19 protein-coding genes are annotated in these 18,970 nt (G+C 44.3%); 11 read left to right on the forward strand and 8 right to left on the reverse strand.

Annotation, left to right across the window (positions count from 1 at the left end):
• Positions 1–44: 44 nt before the first annotated feature.
• From DXD65_RS17610 to DXD65_RS17620, 3 genes are read right to left on the reverse strand one after another with little or no spacing between them, the layout of a single operon-like run.
• Positions 45–1,613 (reverse strand): DUF3945 domain-containing protein, encoded by a 1,569-nt coding sequence (locus tag DXD65_RS17610; protein ID WP_002561002.1) that lies wholly within the window; start codon positions 1,611–1,613, stop codon positions 45–47.
• 20 nt (positions 1,614–1,633) lie between these two features.
• Entirely contained in the window at positions 1,634–1,984 is a 351-nt protein-coding gene (locus tag DXD65_RS17615) for a helix-turn-helix domain-containing protein (RefSeq protein WP_004291454.1), read from the reverse strand.
• 3 nt (positions 1,985–1,987) lie between these two features.
• Positions 1,988–2,344: a helix-turn-helix domain-containing protein gene (locus tag DXD65_RS17620; protein WP_002561004.1), complete on the reverse strand. Its 357-nt coding sequence runs from the start codon at positions 2,342–2,344 to the stop codon at positions 1,988–1,990.
• A gap of 280 nt (positions 2,345–2,624) precedes the next feature.
• On the opposite strand from DXD65_RS17620, the gene DXD65_RS17630 reads away from it, so the two are divergent.
• From DXD65_RS17630 to DXD65_RS17650, 5 genes are all read left to right on the forward strand, one after another.
• Complete coding sequence (locus DXD65_RS17630) at positions 2,625–2,924, forward strand: helix-turn-helix domain-containing protein (RefSeq protein WP_019131010.1); 300 nt, start codon at positions 2,625–2,627, stop codon at positions 2,922–2,924.
• Positions 2,925–2,955: 31 nt separating this feature from the next.
• Positions 2,956–3,261: a helix-turn-helix domain-containing protein gene (locus tag DXD65_RS17635; protein WP_002561005.1), complete on the forward strand. Its 306-nt coding sequence runs from the start codon at positions 2,956–2,958 to the stop codon at positions 3,259–3,261.
• Between the two features lie 190 nt (positions 3,262–3,451).
• Positions 3,452–3,655 (forward strand): helix-turn-helix transcriptional regulator, encoded by a 204-nt coding sequence (locus DXD65_RS17640; protein ID WP_002561006.1) that lies wholly within the window; start codon positions 3,452–3,454, stop codon positions 3,653–3,655.
• Between the two features lie 52 nt (positions 3,656–3,707).
• A complete protein-coding gene (locus DXD65_RS17645) occupies positions 3,708–4,649 on the forward strand; it encodes a DUF1837 domain-containing protein (RefSeq protein WP_002561007.1) in 942 nt (313 codons plus the stop codon).
• The gene (locus DXD65_RS17650; RefSeq protein ID WP_004355287.1) at positions 4,633–6,756 is read left to right on the forward strand and encodes a DEAD/DEAH box helicase; all 2,124 of its coding nucleotides are present in this window, start codon (positions 4,633–4,635) and stop codon (positions 6,754–6,756) included. The genes DXD65_RS17645 and DXD65_RS17650 overlap by 17 nt, the downstream gene beginning before the upstream one ends.
• Before the next feature lie 102 nt (positions 6,757–6,858).
• Here the strand turns inward: DXD65_RS17650 and DXD65_RS17655 are convergent, their stop codons facing one another.
• Together DXD65_RS17655 and DXD65_RS17660 are read right to left on the reverse strand one after the other, a co-directional pair.
• Positions 6,859–7,221, reverse strand: a complete 363-nt coding sequence (locus tag DXD65_RS17655) for a hypothetical protein (RefSeq protein ID WP_002561010.1) — start codon at positions 7,219–7,221, stop codon at positions 6,859–6,861.
• Between the two features lie 12 nt (positions 7,222–7,233).
• Entirely contained in the window at positions 7,234–8,469 is a 1,236-nt protein-coding gene (locus DXD65_RS17660) for a site-specific integrase (protein ID WP_002561011.1), read from the reverse strand.
• Between the two features lie 397 nt (positions 8,470–8,866).
• On the opposite strand from DXD65_RS17660, the gene DXD65_RS17665 reads away from it, so the two are divergent.
• Positions 8,867–9,928: a substrate-binding domain-containing protein gene (locus DXD65_RS17665; protein WP_117887836.1), complete on the forward strand. Its 1,062-nt coding sequence runs from the start codon at positions 8,867–8,869 to the stop codon at positions 9,926–9,928.
• Between the two features lie 39 nt (positions 9,929–9,967).
• Positions 9,968–11,416 carry a tagaturonate reductase gene (locus tag DXD65_RS17670; RefSeq protein WP_117887837.1) on the forward strand — a complete coding sequence of 483 codons (1,449 nt, stop codon included), beginning with the start codon at positions 9,968–9,970 and terminating at the stop codon, positions 11,414–11,416.
• Positions 11,417–11,524: 108 nt separating this feature from the next.
• Here the strand turns inward: DXD65_RS17670 and DXD65_RS17675 are convergent, their stop codons facing one another.
• Together DXD65_RS17675 and DXD65_RS17680 are read right to left on the reverse strand one after the other, a co-directional pair.
• Entirely contained in the window at positions 11,525–12,058 is a 534-nt protein-coding gene (locus DXD65_RS17675) for an FHA domain-containing protein (protein WP_005825486.1), read from the reverse strand.
• A 50-nt stretch (positions 12,059–12,108) separates the two neighbouring features.
• Entirely contained in the window at positions 12,109–13,263 is a 1,155-nt protein-coding gene (locus tag DXD65_RS17680; protein ID WP_117681603.1) for an SPOR domain-containing protein, read from the reverse strand.
• Positions 13,264–13,496: 233 nt separating this feature from the next.
• Here DXD65_RS17680 and DXD65_RS17685 point away from each other — a divergent pair, with 233 nt between their 5' ends.
• Genes DXD65_RS17685 through DXD65_RS17700 form a run of 4 tightly spaced genes read left to right on the forward strand, consistent with a single transcriptional unit; the run spans position 13,497 to position 17,623 of the window.
• Complete coding sequence (locus DXD65_RS17685; RefSeq protein WP_005837139.1) at positions 13,497–14,915, forward strand: capsule assembly Wzi family protein; 1,419 nt, start codon at positions 13,497–13,499, stop codon at positions 14,913–14,915.
• Between the two features lie 4 nt (positions 14,916–14,919).
• On the forward strand, positions 14,920–15,468 hold the full coding sequence (gene rfbC / locus DXD65_RS17690) for a dTDP-4-dehydrorhamnose 3,5-epimerase (RefSeq protein ID WP_008664570.1): 549 nt from the start codon (positions 14,920–14,922) through the stop codon (positions 15,466–15,468).
• 3 nt (positions 15,469–15,471) lie between these two features.
• Positions 15,472–16,785, forward strand: coding sequence for a UDP-glucose dehydrogenase family protein (locus DXD65_RS17695; RefSeq protein ID WP_005825480.1), 1,314 nt, complete (start codon positions 15,472–15,474; stop codon positions 16,783–16,785).
• Between the two features lie 37 nt (positions 16,786–16,822).
• Positions 16,823–17,623 carry a DUF4738 domain-containing protein gene (locus tag DXD65_RS17700; protein WP_117887838.1) on the forward strand — a complete coding sequence of 267 codons (801 nt, stop codon included), beginning with the start codon at positions 16,823–16,825 and terminating at the stop codon, positions 17,621–17,623.
• Positions 17,624–17,659: 36 nt separating this feature from the next.
• On the opposite strand, the gene DXD65_RS17705 is transcribed toward DXD65_RS17700, so the two are convergent.
• Positions 17,660–18,949: a DEAD/DEAH box helicase gene (locus DXD65_RS17705; protein WP_117887839.1), complete on the reverse strand. Its 1,290-nt coding sequence runs from the start codon at positions 18,947–18,949 to the stop codon at positions 17,660–17,662.
• Positions 18,950–18,970: the final 21 nt, after the last annotated feature.

Consider the following 18,970-nt stretch of genomic DNA (forward strand, 5'->3'; position numbering starts at 1 on the left):
TTGATACTTTGGATTTTATTTTGGATTCAGTGGCGGACACGGGATTACATTTTCATGCCTTTGTTGTTCTTCTTTTTCGGCTTCTCCTGCTGCTGTTGCTGGCGGTCGTCCTTTGGGGCGGTCTGACCTTTCTGCAAAGGCTCTTTCAGGTTCTTTGTCGCCTCGTTGGTTTTGCCCTCGTTGTTCACCGCCACCTGTGTGCGGCTCTCGTTGGACGGGGCGACCTGCTGGGCGTTGTCGGGGTTCGTTTCGTAGCGGTACGGGCGGCCCTTCTCCGGGTTGAACTTGATATACATCGTGGCATGGAAGCCCTGCTTGTCGGTCACGTTCTCCAGTTTCACGGCTTTACCCGCCACGTAGTCGGCTTTCTGCTTGTCGGTGAAGTTCACGCCGCTCCATTTGCTGATGGGGCGGATGCTGCCGTCCTCGTTCATCCACGTGTTGCGGCGTTGCTCCTTCTTGGTCTGTGCGGCATTTTCCCCGCCTTGCGCCTGACTTTTCGAGGTGTCACCTTTGGCTTCCTGCGTCTGTGCGGTACGGGGCGACCTTCCGGTTCCCGGCACGAACTCCACGCCGCGCTGCTCCACGTTCACTTGAAGGGTGGTGACGAACTTCCTGCCGTCGTTGCGCTCGATGAGCTTGTCGCGCACGGGCAGTCCGGCGCGGAGCATGTCCTGCTCCTGTTTGGTGATTTCCGTCTTGCCGATGCGCTCCGGGATGCGCACCTTGTTTGCCGGAATGTCCGTGATTTCATTCGTCTTGCGGTCGATGCTGATGTAGGAGGGGATGATTTCGCCCGTTTCCCTGTCCACAATGTCCACGACCCTGCCGAGGTTGCCCGTTTCGCGCAGGTTCTTCCGGTCATCGTCGGAGAATTTGTGTTCCTTGTACTCATCTAACTTCTGCTCCTTGCGGATGAAGTGCGGCACGAGGCTGACATTTCCCTCGCCGTCCTTCTTGAAGGAGAGGCGGGCGTCCAGCTCGAATGATTCGCCGCCGAAGGTGGGCTTGACCTTTACCAAGTCGGACTTGCCGTAGTGGAGCATCTTCGTAAGGTCTCCGGACTTTTCAAGGTCGTCACGCTTCACGCCCCATCTGTCCTCCAGCTCCTGCCAGTTGATTTTGCTCTCGTTGATGGGTTGGTAGCCCTGTCTGCCCTGCGTCTGTTGCGGGCTTTCCTGCTGTTCTTTCTGTTGTTCCATGTTTTCCTGTTTTTGAGGTTCTTGTTTCTCTGTCTTTTGTGCCGCCATCTCTTCCTGCACCTGCTGTTGATAAGGGAAGGTGTCGATTTTGTGCGGTGCAAGGATTTGTTTGTTCTGGTACGGATGCTGAAGCAGGTCTTTCATCACGCCAAGCATGGAATCCACTTGGTCTGCCGCGATGCGGTAGAAACCGAAGCGGCTGGGTTCCTTGCACTGCCGGAAGAAGTTCTTGAAGAAGTTGTCCAGCACGTCGCCGTGTCGGTCGAATTGCAGGAAACTCTGCGCGTTCTCAGCTTTCGCAGGGGTACGCTTGGGTGTGTCGTCTGCATTCAGCCCGGCTACCACGCTGATCTCGCCCGTCTTCTCGTCACGGACTACCAGCACGTCCTTTTCGTCTTTTTTCTTTGCCATTTGAAAAATGTTTTAATGGGTTATTTATGAAAGAAATTATGGATACGAGCCTTGTAGAAGGCTATATCTTCTTTTTTGAAGTCCTTGATATGGTTGGAAAGGAATGTCAGCACATCCTCCTCGCTGTAATAGGTTTTCTTGCCCAGTGTCTTGTAGGGCAATGCGCCGACACTGCGGTAGCGTTGCAGTGTGCGCTTGCTTATCTGGAGCAGCATGCACAAATCCTGATTGTCGAAAAGGCGGATGCTTTCCGTGATAGTAGGCTGTTTCCCCTCAGCCTTCATCGCCAGCAGCAGTTCGTCCTGACGGTCGAGCCGTTCCATCAGCTTCTGCATCCAGCCCTCGAAGTTGTTTCGTGTGAGCAGTTCCATGACCTATGTCCTCCTTCCTTTTGGTTTGCCGCCAGTGCGCAGCGTGTGGTTGCGTTTCAATTCCTGCGGTGTCGCCGCGTCCTCGTTGACGGCACACGCTTCAAGCAGGCGGTCTATTTCCGACTGCCGGTAGCGGCATTTACCGCGAAGCACGACATAACCGATGCGTTGCTCGCTGCGCATACGCTGGAGGGTGCGGGTACTCACGTTAAGCAGGTGCGCCGCCTCGCGTGTGGTGAGCAACCTGTCGGGCGATGCCGCTTTCTTGTCGCCGGAGGCGGCACGGACGTGTGCCGCAATCTCCGCTATCTGTTCCGTCAATGACCGGAAGGCAGAACTTTCCATCGTTATCACTTTCATATTCAGTCCTTTATTTTTGTTTATTTTCATGAACATAGGCTGCGCCTCGGCATACCGTTCAAGCAAGTTTGACGCTCTACACTCGGCTTGCTCTATGTTTCTGCGACAAAATTCGGCAATAAACAAAAGGGGCTTTAACAACTCACTACGTGACTCACGTAAGATTTTTACGGAAGATGGCTCCGTAACCCGGTCAAACGGTGCAACAGGCAGCCTTTCAGCGGAAAACGGTACGTGTTAAGGGCTGCATCGTTACCTTTGCGGGCAAACCGATAATTGCATGAATATGGAAATAGTATCTATCGAGAAAAAGACTTTCGAGATGATGGTGGCGGCATTCGGCGCACTCTCGGAGAAGGTCGCCGCCCTAAGGCGCAAAAGCGACACGGGGCGCATGGAAAGATGGCTCACGGGCGAGGAGGTCTGCGGGCAGTTGAGAATAAGCCCGCGCACGTTGCAGACGCTGCGCGACAGGCGGCTTATCGGCTACTCGCAGATAAACCGCAGGTTCTATTACAAGCCGGAGGAGGTTAAGAGGTTGATACCGCTTATCGGCACGCTCTATTCGCACGGCAGATGATTTGATTTATTCACCCACTGAATCCGAAGTTATGATGAACGAGACCAACGATGTTTTTACGATGGAAGACGAGCCGATAGCCTCTGTGATGCAGGATATGCGCAAAGGCTCGAAATGGCTGTCTGTATTTCTGGAAAGTTACCGCCCTCCGCTGGACGGGGAACGTTACCTGACTGACGGTGAGGTGGCGGAACTGCTCCGTGTCAGCCGACGCACCTTGCAGGAATACCGCAACAACCGCGTGTTGTCCTTCATACTTTTGGGAGGGAAGGTGCTTTACCCGGAAACGGGGCTGCGCGAGGTGCTGGAAGCGAACTACCGCAAGCCGCTGGAGTGAGGCGGCCAACATGAAAAAGGAAACGGGCGACATTTTGTGGTGCTGCCCGTTTACTTTTTATATACTTGGGTGTTTTAATGACCTTAAAACCAGTTTTTTGATTGATCCAACCAATTTCTATCGTTAGAAATTCATATAGTTAATAAAAAGTTGTAACTTTGCATTTAACGCAATCTAAAAATTAATTGTAATGGCAATTTTAAACAACATTAAAAATGTACTATCAGAAAAAGGAGTTATGAGCAAATGGTTGGCAAAACAATTACAGAAAGATCCTGCAACAGTATCTAAATGGTGTAATAATCATTCTCAACCTGATTTGTACACATTTGTTCGTATTGCAAATTTGCTTGATGTTGATGTTCATGAACTTATTTGTCATACAAAAAAATAGTATCTAAAGGAATATAGATGTTTCACCATTTTTAAGCATGTAAATAAAGTGTATGAGCAATAAAATTTGGAATTTTGATATATTAGTTGATGATTGTTTTGTTAATTTTAATACAAAAAAGCAAGAAATAAATCCAGATCATAATGACAGGTTATTATCAGTTGCTAATGGCTTTGAAGATGGCAGTTGGAGATATCGTCAATTCAAAGAATTTGTTTTCAGTAATATTGCAGAAACAGCTTTGTCTGCACAAGAACGAGAGAAATTAATAGATAATGATTACGGTAGGCTTATTGAGGCTGCCAAACATTTACGACTTGTTGACAAAGAGCAGAATGGAAAGGGAAGTGAAATAGCGGAAATTATTCTATATGGCATAATGAAGAACCATTATAAAGCCTTATCTGCAATACCTAAAATTTTTTATAAACAGAATGATAATGATAATGCAAAGGGCTCTGATTCTGTACACATTGTAATTGACCCAAATGGAGGCTTTCAACTTTGGTTAGGAGAAGCTAAATTTTATAATTCTCTTGAGGATGCGCGATTATACGAACCAATAAATTCTGTTGAACAAATGTTGCGCAAACCTATTATGAAAAAGGAATGCGGAATAATGACCAATCTCAATGAACTTGATAAACAAATTGAAAACCAAACATTACTTAAAAAGATAAAAGAATGTTTCGATGAGAATACTTCCATTGACGAAATAAAACCCAAACTACATATACCTATTCTTTTATTACATGAATGCCAGATAACAGCAAGTACTACTGAAATGAGTGATGAGTATAAAAATAGTATTATTTCTTTTCATAGAGATCGTGCTCATTCGTTTTTTAAGAAGCAGATCAACAAGCTTAGTTCTGTTCATAAGTATTCGGAAATAAACTTTCATTTGATTCTTTTTCCTGTTCCTGATAAAACAAAAATAGTAAACTGGTTTATTTCACAAGCAAAAAATCTCAAAAATGATGCAGACGAATGATATATATAATACATGTTTAGATATAAGTAATGTTCTAAATGCTGGTGATATAAGTAATGCAAGATCCAAAGTAATTACATTACTTCATGAGATTAATGGTACTAACAATAATTCATATATGGAATTAGTCAACCATCTTATTCGTGAAGTGGGGCTTTTACCGTATATTGATACATATACTGCATCTTGGGAAGATCGGTTTGTATGTGAAGTTTTTAAAGTTAATATTGGAGAAAGAAAACCTTGTGTCTTACATACTGCTCAATCACAGGTATTAAAGAAGTTATTAGAAGGGAAAAGCGTTGCGGTGAGTGCTCCTACAAGTTTTGGTAAAAGTTTTGTTATTGATGCATTTATTGCGATTAAACAACCAATTAATGTTGTAATATTAGTACCTACGGTTGCTCTTGCAGATGAAACAAGAAGACGAATTTGCCGAAAATTCTCTCATCAATATAAAATAATTACAACAACAGATGTAGAACTTGCGGAGAAAAACATATTGGTATTTCCGCAAGAAAGAGCTTTTGCCTATATAGATAAACTTCCTTCAATTGATATTCTAATCGTTGATGAGTTTTATAAGGCAAGTACAAATTTTGATCTTGAAAGAAGCTCCACTTTACTCAGTTCAATGGTAGAACTCGGAAAGAAAGCTAAACAAAGATATTATCTTGCCCCAAATATCCATGAAATAGAAGAAAATGTATTCACTGAAGGGATGACATTTCTGCGTATGGATTTTAAGACCGTTGTAACGCATGCATGGCGGTTATATAAAAGCAGACCAAAGAATGAAGATAAACAGAGTTTTAAGACACGTAAACTTATTGAATTAATAAATACAGGTATAGGTAAAGCTTTGATATATACCGGCACATATAAGGGAATTGAAGAAGTAACAACAATTCTTAACAGAAATTTATATAATAAAGACTCTGAACTGCTTGCTAATTTTTCTGATTGGCTGGAATGCAATTATGGAGAAAAGTATATTCTTAAAGATTTAGTCAAACATGGTATTGGTATTCATAATGGTCAGCTACATCGTTCTCTTAGTCAAATTCAAATAAAACTATTTGAAGAACAGAATGGGTTAGATTATTTGGTATCGACCTCGTCTATAATTGAAGGAGTAAATACTCAAGCAGAGAGTGTCGTTTTATGGTCAAATAAGAACGGGGCTCATAAGATTGATTATTTTACCTTTCGCAACATCATTGGACGCGCAGGCAGAATGTTTCGTTATTTTGTAGGTCGTGTCTATATGCTTGAAGAGCCACCAAGTCAAGAAAATACTAAATTGAGATTAGAGTTTCCTGATGATGTAGTAAAAAAACTTGATGGAAATGACCCCGGTATAAAATTGAATAATGAACAATATGTAAAAATTCAACGATATCAAGATGAAATGATAGAACTTCTTGGAACGGATATTTGGCATAGAATTGAAAGAATACCACAAATCAGAAGTTGTAAACCATCAATGTTAAAGATAATTGCGGAAAAATTGAAAACTGATTCCAATTGGCCAACAAATTGCGATGCTTTACAAAACAATAATACATGGGAATGGAGGGATGCTTTAGGAGATATCATAGAAATTTTGGAATATCATCGAAAAGGACATTTACGGTATTATGCATGTGCATGTAGTAATGGATGGAAAATGACTATAAAAGAGCTATATAACACAGTAAAAGATTATGGTATTACATATGAGGATATATTTACATTTGAAAGATATGTATCCTTTAATCTCTCATCTATTATTGCGGTAATTAATATTATACGTCAAGAACTTTATCCTAATTCCTCAAATATCGCCAATTTTGTATATAAAGCATCAAATGCCTTTTTACCTAAAATTGTATTTCAACTTGAAGAATACGGATTACCGAGGATGATTAGTAAAAAGATACAAAATGCAGGTCTTATAAATCTTGAAGACGATTCTAAAGAGATTACAATCGTTATACAGGAATTTAACACGATAGGAATTGAATACCTTGAACAAAAAATACCTAATCTCCATTCATTTGACAAATATATATTAAAACATTTTATGAACGGAATTCGTTGCATAACGACAAATCAAAAGAATTAAATAATAGCCATATTATTACCTCTATATTTTTTGAGATATGATATGGCTATTTAGATAAGGATCCATATAGAAATTCTTTCGTATAATTTTCATTTGATATCTTCAACAGTACGCAGTTTTTCCGTTCTGTATAAACATCACGTATGTTTGCCGCTTCTCTTGTGAGAGAACCTTTCCTACCAGCCACATGCGGAACAGGTAGGTGTTGTAGGTGTTCAGCCGAAAAGCAATCAGAATAATGATTTCAGGCGCGTACACGTCCGCGTACAGCCCGTTTTCAAGCTGCATGTAGCGGCACACCTTGTAGTCGTTCAGCACGTCAGACTTGCGGACGGCTTTGATGACGGCGTTCACTGCCGGGACGGTCGTATGGAACAGTCCGGCTATTTCGGTGGCGGTCATCCACACATCGTTACCGGTTACGCTGACCGCCTTGTCCTCTATGATGATTATGTCACGTTTCATGGCTCCTCTTTTTTAGATGGTGCAACCTGCAAATTCCTCGACGTTGTTTAACCTTGCGGCAAGGTTTTCCATATCCTGATTGAGTTTTTCTTTGGTTATCTTCGCGTAAATCTGCGTCGTCTTTATGCTCTTGTGTCCAAGCATGGAGCTGACCGTTTCGATGGGTACGCCGTTGGAAAGGAAAACTGTCGTGGCTGCCGTGTGGCGGCTTTGATGCCACGTGATATGCTTGGTGATGCCGCAACGCTTGGCGACGGCACGGATACCGGCAAGGCACGTGTTATAATGCGGAACGGGGAATATCCTGCCGTTCTCGCATAGCCCACGGTATTTGCCGATTATGCGGTTGGCGATGTCAAGCAGGCGGATGTTGGACACCACGCCCGTTTTCTTGCGGTTGATGTTTATCCACTCGTGTTCGTCGAAATAGGTACGGATATTCTCTTCCGTGAGGTTGCGCATATCCGCGAACGACAATCCGGTGAACGCACAGAACAGGTAGAGGTCGCGGTACAGTTCCTGTTTGGCGTTTTTCAGTTTCCCCTCCATCAGCAGGCGTATTTCGTCTTTGGTCAGGAAACTGCGTGTCGTTTCCTCCTTCTTGATTTCATACTCGCGGAACGGGTCGCGTGTCAGCCACTCGTTGTTGATGGCTATGAACACCATTGTCCGTAGCGGGCAGACGTACAGCCACACGGTATTGGTGCAGCAGTGCTTGTCCGTGCGCAGGAACATCTCGAAGTCGGAGATGAAAGCGGGAGTAAGCTCTTTTAGGGCGATGTCCTTCACATGGTAGCGGATGTCGAGGAACTCTTGCAGGTGCTTGTAAACGACACGGTACTTTTCCAGTGTACCTTTTGCTTTCATGCCTGCTTCCACCTGTTTCTCATAGTTCTCGTTGTGCCGACGGAACACCTGCATCAGCGTGTGGTAGCGGTGTTCCAGTCCGAGAAAGGCGTTCTTTACCTTCTCCGCCGTGACGAAGTTGTCACGCTCCATGATTTCCTGATAGTGTCTGTTGATGCGCACCCGCATCTTGTCAAGCATACGGTTCGTTTCGAGTGCCGCCGCGCTTCTGCCCGTGACACGTCCCCCTTTGGTGTCCCACAGCTTCGGATCGACACTCAACTTGCAACTGAACTGCGTCTGGCTGCCGTCCACCGTGATGCGTCCCATGACGGGAACCGTCCCGTCCTTTTTCACTACCTGACGCTTGAGGTAGTAGATTACTGAAAATGTACTCTTCATCGTTCTTAATTTTTGGATTTCAAAATTAGTTGGTGAAGAGTCCGGTGTCGGTACGCAAAACGGGGAGGAACGGCGCAATCTTTTTTCCGTAACCGTATTTGTTACGTGAGTTGTGGGTAACTCACTATAACATAGTGTCTTGTTTCGCCATTCGTACCCGTTTGTCGCATTTTCGGACATGGTTACGAACAAGTAACGTTGCGGCGTCAAGATTTGGCTTCGGCAAGGATTGTAATGGCTTCACGAATTATCGCCACTTTAACTAAAACCCTTGTAACTCAATTCTATCACTATATCTTTCCGCATTTCACTTTTTTGTAGTAACTTTGCATCGAATATTTATAATATTTAAGCTTCAGACGTCTCACCTTTACTGCCTTAGGCAGCATACCTCAAGATGGAAAACAAGAACTATACCATTAAAGACATAGCACGCATGTCCGGCGTCTCTGCCGGCACTGTAGACCGCGTACTGCACAACCGCGGAGACGTATCCGTTTCCAGTAGGGAAAAAGTCCAGAAAGTACTCGATGAGATAGATTATCATCCCAATATGTTTGCCATCGGGCTGGCGGCTAAAAAGCGCTATCATATTGTCTGCATTATACCTTATTATATAGAACATGATTATTGGCATGCTGTAGTAGCGGGAATTGACCGTGCCGCACAAGAATTACGGCCGTTCAATGTTGGAGTTAGCTATCTGTACTATCGGCATGCGGACAAATCCTCCTATAAAGAAGCATGTGCTGTGCTCCGGGAGGAAAATACCGACGCCGTACTTGTTGCCCCGAATTTCCGAGAGGAGACCATAAAACTCACTGCTTATTTGGAGGGAGCGGATATTCCCTATGCATTCATAGACTTCAATATTGAACAGACGCATGCCTTGTGTTATATCGGACAAGATTCCAAAACCAGCGGATACATCGCTGCCAAGATTCTGATGCGTAGCTATGAAAAAGGGCAGGAGCTTGTGTTATTCCTGAACAATCAGAAAAACAATCCAGCAGAAATCCAGATGCAACGCCGCCTCGAGGGGTTCATGCAATACCTTTCCGAGGAACATAAGGATTTGACTATCCATGACATTGTGTTGCACAAGGAAGATACTGACGGCAACAGACGGATATTGGATGCTTTTTTTAAAGAACATCCCCAAGCCGTACTGGGAGCTGTTTTTAATTCCCGTGTTTATCAAGTGGCAAGTTATCTGCACGAAAAGGGGTGGAAGCTGGCAGGACTTGTGGGATATGACCTTTTACACAAAAATACAGAGCTCCTGAAAACCGGTGAAGTAACCTTTCTCATCGGTCAACGTCCAGGCCTGCAAGGCTATTGTGGCGTAAAGACTTTATGCAACCACGTGGTATTTAAAAGACCGGTCACTGCAGTGAAATACATGCCCATCGACATATTGATGAAGGAAAACATAGACTTTTACTTTGAGTTTGAATAATTAAAAAATTACATATCAACCATTTAAATCATTTTTTAAATGAAAGCATTAAACAAAGAAACTGCTCCCAAAGCACAACGCCCGGAACGCATTATCCAGTTTGGCGAAGGTAATTTCCTTCGCGCATTTGTGGATTGGATTATTTATAACATGAATCAAAAGACCGATTTCAACAGCAATGTGGTAGTAGTCCAACCCATCGATAAAGGTATGGTTAACATGCTGAATGCCCAGGATGACCTTTATCATGTAAATCTGCAAGGTCTGGATAAAGGAGAAACCATCAACAGTCTGACTATGATAGATGTAATCAGCCGTGCCTTAAACCCCTATACTCAAAACGATGAGTTCATGAAATTGGCCGAACAACCGGAAATGCGTTTTGTCATTTCCAACACGACGGAAGCAGGTATAGCCTTTGACCCTGCTTGTAAGCTGACAGATACACCGGCGTCTTCTTATCCGGGCAAACTGACACAGCTGTTGTATCACCGCTTCAAGACATTCAACGGCGACAAGAGCAAAGGACTGATTATCTTCCCTTGCGAACTCATCTTCCTGAATGGCCACAAGTTGAAGGAGACAATCTATCAATACATTGAATTATGGCAATTGGGTGATGAGTTCAGAGCTTGGTTTGAGGAAGCCTGCGGTGTGTATGCAACACTGGTGGACCGTATCGTTCCAGGATTCCCCCGCAAAGACATTGCCGCTATAAAAGAAAAGATACAGTACGATGACAATCTGGTAGTGCAGGCTGAAATTTTCCATTTATGGGTCATCGAGGCTCCGCAAGAAGTCGCCGAAGAATTCCCTGCCGACAAAGCCGGACTGAATGTATTGTTTGTTCCTTCTGAAGAACCTTACCACGAAAGAAAAGTAACCTTGCTGAATGGACCTCATACCGTATTGTCTCCAGTAGCCTATCTGTCGGAGGTAAATATTGTACGCGATGCCTGCCAGCATCCTATAATCGGACAATACATCCATAAAGTGATGTTTGACGAGCTGATGGAAACGTTGAACCTGCCGAAAAACGAATTGAAAAAGTTTGCAGAAGATGTATTGGAGCGCTTCAACAATCCGTTTGTTGACCATGCCGTAACCAGTATTATGCTGAACTCTTTCCCTAAATACCAAACCCGTGACCTTCCTGGCCTGAAAACCTACTTGAAACGTAAAGGAGAACTGCCGAAAGGTCTGGTATTGGGACTGGCTGCCATCATCACGTACTACAAAGGAGGTACCCGCGCAGACGGCACAGAAATCATCCCGAATGATGCTCCCGAAATCATGCAGTTATTGAAAGACCTTTGGGCAACGGGGGATACCCGCAAAGTGGCAGAAGGCGTATTGGCAGCCAAAGACCTTATCTGGGGGGAACACGGAGACTTGAATACCGTTCCAGGATTGACAGACATGATTACCTGCTTCTTAAAATCCATCCAAGAAAAAGGCATGCAGGAAACAGTAAAAGGTATTCTTTAATTCCTATGATTTTAAACAAGCAGACCGTACAAAAGGAGTTTTTATACGGTCTGCTTTATTTATACCACATTTGATGGGAAATAATTAAGCCACAGTTTTCTTTTTTGTCTAAAGGCTTTCCTGCTCTGCTGCCCGCAATATAAAAGTAGTGGCACCAATAGTTACAATGGCTCCATCCTCAATGCGAATACGGTCTTTGTCACCCAAAATTTCATTATTAAGGAAAGTTCCCGTCAGGCTGGGAGCATCGCGTAAGGTATAAATCAACACTCCCTGCTTATTACGCTTTACATTAATGATACAGTGACGCCGGTCCATACTCATATCCGAAGTCTCAATCGGCACATCGATAACATTCCCCACGCAACGCCGGCCTATGATATTGTCACCTTCTTGCAATGGAAGTACCTGCTTAAAACCAAACACGTTCTCAATGACCGTGATGCTGCCAAAAGCCTCTTTAAACTCCGCTTCATCCGGACGTTCTTCCTTTTGAGGGGCTTTCATCTTTGATTTACCTAAACGGATACTGAACTGCTTCTTACACTGGTCACATACAAAGACCAGTGATTGGCCTTCGGTATACTTGGTTTCATCGAATGTTAAGTAATTCTCACATTTGGGACAACGGATACGCTTCATGATAGTTAAAAATTAAAGAATTAAAAAATAAAGCAAGGGTAGATTACTTTCTACTTCTTTAATACCCAAGCGTTCTTATACGTTTCATTCTGGCGAACTCTGTTCAATGCCTGATATGCTTCTGTTTCTGTGCCACAAGACTCAATGCTGACACGCATTTTACCATCTCCAACAATTGCTTTTGCATGAGGGTAACCTTTTTCAATCAGTTGCTTTGCCATTGCTTCGGCATCCTTCTCAGTACCTACACTGGCAATGATGACGTGGTATTTCTGTGTAGAGACAAGTGACGGGGCGACAGTCCCTGCTGTGGTCTTTTGAATTTCACTCTTTGTTGTTACAGATGTTGAAGAGGACACTTCTGCCGCCTGCTGCTTAGGCTGAGAAACAACCGGAGCATTCTGCGCGTTAGCTTGGCCCACCTTAACCTCTCTTACGGCAACCGGAACCACCTTTTTCTTTGCCTTCTGCCCCGTGTTTTTTTGAGCCGACGCTTTCGGAGTGTCGGCCTTCCGGCTAACAACAATCGGATTAATGGCAAGGGATTCCTTTTCTATCATCTCAAAAAGTTCATTCGGAAGTAATTGCGCATAATTTCCTTCAACCACTTCCGTATTCTCTATCGGTGTAGACAAAAAGAAAAACAAGGCAACCACTGCAATCATGGCAACCGCATTCGACAAATAGGAACGGTTGAATTTAATCTCAAACCTTCGCTTTTTGTCTTCCGGCACAACTGAAACAGAATAACGGATGGTCTTTTCCATGTACGGTTTCTTCAGTTCCGCCAGTTCCTGCATTTCAAAACTATCCAACCCATATAAGTAAGGAGTGGTTATCTTGTGGTCATAGGGAACAAAGTCATAAATACCATGAATGGAGTAACGCAATTCGCCAATGTTGGGCAAATCCACCTTACCTTCTTCATGGAGAGCAGTGAATATATGCGCCACTTCTTTTTCTACAATCCGCGTAGCATCAGAAAAATCAGTATCATAGACAGCCATATAGGATTGTACAAGTAAGCCGTCATTCATCTTCAGTTGAGGATTGAAACCGATAATACGGGTAGGGGGCAGAAAAACATTCTCTTCCGCTACTCTCATTGCCGGAGTATAATGAGCTACAAATCCTCCCAAACCGGGAACAATGACACAATCGTTCTCCAATAACAATACTTCTATGTGCTGTGCTAATTCAATCATGCTACAAAAGTAGCGGAAATATCGGATATACGCTAGTTTCAGAGCATTTTTCTTATCAACAAATTATGAACATTGCACATTGAAAATGTATTTGAAAAAGGTTTTTTGGCAAGAGAAGGAATTTTTACCGGAAAAATTTCTACTTTTGTACCGTTTAACTATACTCGTCAAGAATAGAAGGACAATTGCCCTCGCAAGAGTATACAAACCTAAACACTTAACAAAAGACTATTATGCGTATTATTTTCTGTCTGATGGTTTTCTTGTTCATAGGAAAGAACACGATGCTGGCACAGCAGCTGTCCTCATTCGTAGAATATGGAGCAGCCCTGCATACCGGTGACAATACTCCTCTTTGGCAGGTCAGCAACCAGCAAGGACTCACTTCGCTCGACAACAATACTTACATACGTGGAGGAATATCCTACAAACACCAACTTGGAAAATGGAAGTTTGAAGAAGCACTGGATTTGGTTGCAGCAGCCGGATTCAGCACGACCTCCTTCATTGTACAGCAGGCTTACGTAGACATCCGTTACAAGTGGTTTGGATTCTTTGCCGGAAGCCGGGAACAGAATTCTCCATTGCTGAATCAAGAGCTGAGCAGTGGTGGCATGACCTGGTCGGGTAATGCGCGTCCCATCCCACAAGTACAGATAGGCATACCCGAGTATGTACAGTTGCTACCCCGTTTAGGCCTGAAAGGAGAAATCTCGTACGGATGGTTTACAGATAACAAATACCAGCGGGAGCAAGTCGGAGAAAAATACTGGTACACCAAGAGTATCAAATACCATCATAAAGAAGGGTTCCTGCGTATCGGTATACCCAAAGGAAAATGGCAACTGGAACTCGGAATGACCCTCGACACCCAATTCGGAGGATACAAGATTGGAGGTTCCGAATCGGGAGACTTGGGCAACGGATGGAAGGATTACGTACGCGTATTCTTCCCCGGCCACGGGCGTGAGGACGGACCGGTAGGTGAACATCTGGCTTTCCAAGGCAATTTTCTGGGTAGCGAATATATCAAAATGACTTATCGTCCTAAGGAAGATTTCTCCATCAGCGCCTATCTGGACAATCATTTCGATGACTTCTCCGCCATGGCCAAACTCAACGGTTGGGATGGCTTATGGGGTGTGGAATATAAATCCAACCATAGACAAGCCATCAACGGAATCGTTATCGAATATCTCCAGACTACCAATATGAGCGGTCCTCTGCACGGTTTGCAAAATTCTGTAGTAGGTAAGACCGGAGGAGCCGACAACTACTACAACAACGGTTACTACCCAGGATGGGCACATTGGGGTATGGCGATAGCCAATCCGTTGATAGCATCGCCTATCTATAATAAGGATGGCGATATGAGTTTCAAGTACAATCGCGTTAAGGCCCTGCATCTGGGATGGAGCGGCGACATCAGCAGTGAGTGGAGATATGTGGCAAAATTGTCCCACAACAGAACTTGGGGAACTCCTCATCGTCCAATACCCGATATATTAGAAAATTTTTCTACTTTTGCATCGTTTTACTATATTCCCCGTAAATGGAAGGGCTGGTGCTTCAACGCGTCCCTTGCATTGGATATGGGAGAGATATATGGAGACAATTTTGGATTCCAACTGAAAGTACATAAAACATTTTAAGAAAATGAACTACATACAAACAGAGATTGACGGCGTATGGCTGATTGAGCCGAAAGTATTCCATGATGCCCGCGGATACTTTATGGAAGCATTTAAGGAAGAAGAGTTCCGTGCACATGTCGGAAACGTTCACTTCATCCAGGACAATGAGTCCAAATCCTCTTTCGGTGTATTACGTGGTCTTCATTACCAGAAGGGTGATTGCAGCCAGGCCAAACTGGTACGTGTCATTAAGGGAAAAGTGCTGGACGTGGCTGTCGACTTAAGAAAATCTTCTCCCACTTTCGGAAAGTATGTCAGTGTGGAGCTAAGTGAGGAGAACAAAAGACAATTCTTCATTCCGCGTGGTTTTGCCCACGGTTTTCTGGTGCTGAGCGATGAAGCTGTCTTTACATACAAGGTAGACAACGTATACGCACCACAATCCGAGGCATCCATCCGTTTTGACGACGAAGCCATCGGTATTGAATGGCCCGTTGCTACGGAACAGCTTCTATTATCAGATAAAGACGGACATGCCGTATCGTTCAAGGATGCGGTCTATTATGAATAAAATATGAAAATAGCCATTGTCGGTACAGGATACGTCGGTTTGGTAACCGGAACCTGCTTTGCGGAAATCGGTGTCAACGTTATTTGCGTAGACACGAACAGTGAAAAGATAGAGTCACTGAAAAAGGGTGTTATTCCTATCTATGAAAATGGACTGGAAGAAATGGTTAGCCGGAATGTGAAAGCAGGACGCCTGCAATTCACCACGTCTCTGGAGAGTTGTCTGAATGAGGTGGAAGTGGTATTCAGTGCCGTAGGTACACCACCCGATGAGGATGGAAGTGCCGACTTGAGCTATGTGCTGGAAGTTGCCCGCACCATTGGACGCAATATGCAGAAATATGTGTTGGTGGTAACCAAAAGTACCGTTCCCGTAGGTACTGCCAGAAAAGTGCGGGCTACCATTCAAGAAGAACTTGATAAGAGAGGGATGAACATTGACTTCGATGTCGCTTCGAATCCCGAGTTTCTGAAAGAAGGTAATGCTATCAACGATTTTATGAGTCCCGACCGTGTAGTGGTGGGAGTAGAGTCCGAACGAGCCAAGAAGATAATGAGCAAGCTCTACAAACCATTCCTGCTGAACAACTTCCGTGTCATCTTTATGGACATCCCTTCTGCAGAAATGACAAAGTATGCAGCTAACTCCATGCTTGCCACCCGCATCAGCTTCATGAACGACATTGCCAATTTGTGCGAATTAGTGGGAGCGGATGTAAACATGGTGCGCAGTGGTATCGGTTCGGATACCCGTATCGGACGCAAGTTCCTCTATCCGGGGATAGGTTACGGCGGTTCATGCTTCCCTAAGGATGTAAAGGCACTGATTAAAACGGCTGAACTGAGCGGCTACAAGATGCGTGTACTCCATGCAGTAGAGGAGGTGAACGAGAAACAGAAGAGTATCTTATTCGAAAAGTTGCAGAAGCATTTCAATAATGATTTGGAGGGAAAGACCATTGCCATTTGGGGGCTGGCCTTTAAACCCGAAACAGATGACATGCGTGAAGCCCCGGCTCTGGTATTGATTGACGAGTTGCTGAAGGCCGGTTGTAAAGTACGTGCCTACGACCCGGCTGCCATGAACGAATGCCGACGCCGCATAGGAGAAAGTATTTATTATGCGACAGATATGTATGATGCCGCACTGGACGCAGATGCACTGATGCTGGTGACCGAATGGAAAGAATTCCGCCTGCCTTCATGGGCAGTCATCAAGAAAACTATGGAACAGCCGTTGGTATTGGACGGACGTAACATTTACGACAAGAAAGATATGGAAGAACAAGGTTTCACATATCATTGCATCGGAAAATAAAGTTGCAGAAAAAAGAAAAGAAATAAATAGGGACGTTATGACAATAAAAAGAAGTGCGATTCTCATTGTACTTGTTGTCTCATTGGCATCATGCAGCAACAGACAAAACGGGGAGGCTTCCGTCAAGGAAGACCTTACTGCAAAACAACTGTTGCAAGGCATCTGGGTGAACGATGAAACAGAAATGCCGTTGATGCGCATCGAAGGGGATACGGTATATTATGCTAACCCGCAAAGCGCTCCCGTATCTTTCAAGGTCGTTCACGATACAATCTACATATACAGCAATAAACCGGTGGCCTATAAGATAGACCGTCAAACGGAATACAGCTTCTGGTTCCACTCGCTGGCCGACGAAGTAATTAAACTGCATAAATCAGAGAATGCGGAAGATTCTTTGGTTTTCACCAGCCGGGAAGTAGAGGTCATTTCCACTACTCCGGAAGTGATAAAGAAAGACAGTATCGTAATATACAAGAATACAAGGTATAGGGGATATGTATATATCAACCCCTCAAAGATGAAGGTTTTCAAGACTTCCTATTCTGAAAATGGAATCAGTGTGGACAATGTGTATTATGATAATGTAATCCATATCTGTGTATACGAAGGGAAGAAGATACTTTACGGCCAGGACATCACTAAAAAGATGTTTGCGGATATATTCCCTGCCGAAATGCTGGACCAGGCCATTCTTGCCGATATGAATTTCATGGGTGTGGATAGTAAGGGGTACCATTATCAGGCAACCCTCGGCATACCCGAAAGTTCCGTATACAATTTGGTAAATATGATTATTGGTTTTGACAATACAATGAACATAGAAAAAGCGGAATAAATCCGCTTTTTCTATTTCTTTTCTTCACCACAATGTTTATTTCTTCTCGCCGCCATTCTGTGGACGTTTGGCTCTGGGCTTTCCACCTTTACTGTTGTTACGGCCGTTCTTGTTTCCTCCTGGCTTACGTCCGTTTCCATGGCCGCCCCGTCTTCCTCCTCCGTCAAATGCTCTCGGCTTGTATTCGGGTGCTTCACCCAGCTCTTCGGGAACCGGTATTTTATAGATGTCCCTATCCAGGAATTTTTCGATATTCTTAAAGCTACCTTGCTCCTTTTCGGAAACGAAGGTGATGGCTACGCCGTCATTATTGGCACGCGCCGTACGTCCGATACGGTGCACATAATCTTCACTGTCGTGGGGAACGTCATAGTTTATCACCAGACGGATGTCATCGATATCAATACCTCTCGCAACGATATCTGTAGCTACCAGGATATTGATACGTCCTGTCTTGAATTCGTACATCACTTCTTCGCGCTGTGCCTGCTCTAAATCGGAGTGCATTTCACCAACGTTCAGTTTCATCTGCTTCAAGGCTTTGGTCACTTCCTTCACTTTCAGTTTGGAAGAAGCAAAAATGATGACGCGTTCCGGCGTCTCCTCTGCAAAGAGGCTACGGATGATGCCCAGCTTCTGATTCTCGTAGCAGACATAGGCTGCCTGCACAATCTTTTCCGCTGGTTTGGAAACCGCCAACTTCACTTCGGCGGGATTGTTCAGAATGTTGCCAGCCAACTGTTGTATCTTGGCAGGCATGGTAGCAGAGAACATAATGGTCTGCCGCTCTTTAGGGAGAAACTTGACAATCTGCATAATGTCATCATAGAATCCCATATCCAGCATCCGGTCTGCTTCATCCAAAATAAAATAAGAGACACGCGAAAGGTCTACATAGCCAAGACTGAGGTGGGCTATCAGACGTCCCGGAGTGGCAATGACAACATCTGCACCCAATGTCAAACCTCTTTTCTGCTGTTCGAACAGAACTCCGTCATTACCGCCATACACTGCCACACTGGAAACCGGCATGAAGTAGGAGAAGCCCTCCATCTGCTGGTCTATCTGTTGTGCCAACTCACGGGTAGGAGCCATGACAATGCAATTGATAGCATCGGCAGGGTGTCCACCTTCTGAAAGCTTGTTCAATATAGGCAACAAATATGCAGCTGTTTTTCCCGTTCCGGTTTGTGCCACCGCTATTAAATCTCGGCCTTCAAGTATAACGGGAATTGATTGTTCTTGTATGGGGGTGCACTCTTCAAAGCGCATGGCATCCAGTGCCTCCAGCACATTGCCATTCAAATGTAGTTCTGAAAACTTCATGTATCTCTTTTAAATTTGAGC

It is taken from the genome of Bacteroides sp. 4_1_36 (assembly GCF_003466325.1).
Classification (GTDB): domain Bacteria; phylum Bacteroidota; class Bacteroidia; order Bacteroidales; family Bacteroidaceae; genus Bacteroides; species Bacteroides uniformis.

What these genes read in the sequence shown, in the direction of transcription:
- DXD65_RS17645 (WP_002561007.1), top strand. Translation starts at nt 3,708, where the DNA reads ATGAGCAATAAAATTTGGAATTTTGATATATTAGTTGATGATTGTTTT.
- DXD65_RS17630 (WP_019131010.1), top strand. Translation starts at nt 2,625, where the DNA reads ATGAATATGGAAATAGTATCTATCGAGAAAAAGACTTTCGAGATGATG.
- DXD65_RS17640 (WP_002561006.1), top strand. Translation starts at nt 3,452, where the DNA reads ATGGCAATTTTAAACAACATTAAAAATGTACTATCAGAAAAAGGAGTT.
- DXD65_RS17700 (WP_117887838.1), top strand. Translation starts at nt 16,823, where the DNA reads ATGACAATAAAAAGAAGTGCGATTCTCATTGTACTTGTTGTCTCATTG.
- DXD65_RS17660 (WP_002561011.1), bottom strand. Translation starts at nt 8,469, where the DNA reads ATGAAGAGTACATTTTCAGTAATCTACTACCTCAAGCGTCAGGTAGTG.
- DXD65_RS17610 (WP_002561002.1), bottom strand. Translation starts at nt 1,613, where the DNA reads ATGGCAAAGAAAAAAGACGAAAAGGACGTGCTGGTAGTCCGTGACGAG.
- DXD65_RS17620 (WP_002561004.1), bottom strand. Translation starts at nt 2,344, where the DNA reads ATGAAAGTGATAACGATGGAAAGTTCTGCCTTCCGGTCATTGACGGAA.
- rfbC (WP_008664570.1), top strand. Translation starts at nt 14,920, where the DNA reads ATGAACTACATACAAACAGAGATTGACGGCGTATGGCTGATTGAGCCG.
- DXD65_RS17680 (WP_117681603.1), bottom strand. Translation starts at nt 13,263, where the DNA reads ATGATTGAATTAGCACAGCACATAGAAGTATTGTTATTGGAGAACGAT.
- DXD65_RS17675 (WP_005825486.1), bottom strand. Translation starts at nt 12,058, where the DNA reads ATGAAGCGTATCCGTTGTCCCAAATGTGAGAATTACTTAACATTCGAT.
- DXD65_RS17615 (WP_004291454.1), bottom strand. Translation starts at nt 1,984, where the DNA reads ATGGAACTGCTCACACGAAACAACTTCGAGGGCTGGATGCAGAAGCTG.
- DXD65_RS17650 (WP_004355287.1), top strand. Translation starts at nt 4,633, where the DNA reads ATGATGCAGACGAATGATATATATAATACATGTTTAGATATAAGTAAT.
- DXD65_RS17705 (WP_117887839.1), bottom strand. Translation starts at nt 18,949, where the DNA reads ATGAAGTTTTCAGAACTACATTTGAATGGCAATGTGCTGGAGGCACTG.
- DXD65_RS17665 (WP_117887836.1), top strand. Translation starts at nt 8,867, where the DNA reads ATGGAAAACAAGAACTATACCATTAAAGACATAGCACGCATGTCCGGC.
- DXD65_RS17695 (WP_005825480.1), top strand. Translation starts at nt 15,472, where the DNA reads ATGAAAATAGCCATTGTCGGTACAGGATACGTCGGTTTGGTAACCGGA.
- DXD65_RS17635 (WP_002561005.1), top strand. Translation starts at nt 2,956, where the DNA reads ATGATGAACGAGACCAACGATGTTTTTACGATGGAAGACGAGCCGATA.
- DXD65_RS17670 (WP_117887837.1), top strand. Translation starts at nt 9,968, where the DNA reads ATGAAAGCATTAAACAAAGAAACTGCTCCCAAAGCACAACGCCCGGAA.
- DXD65_RS17655 (WP_002561010.1), bottom strand. Translation starts at nt 7,221, where the DNA reads ATGAAACGTGACATAATCATCATAGAGGACAAGGCGGTCAGCGTAACC.
- DXD65_RS17685 (WP_005837139.1), top strand. Translation starts at nt 13,497, where the DNA reads ATGCGTATTATTTTCTGTCTGATGGTTTTCTTGTTCATAGGAAAGAAC.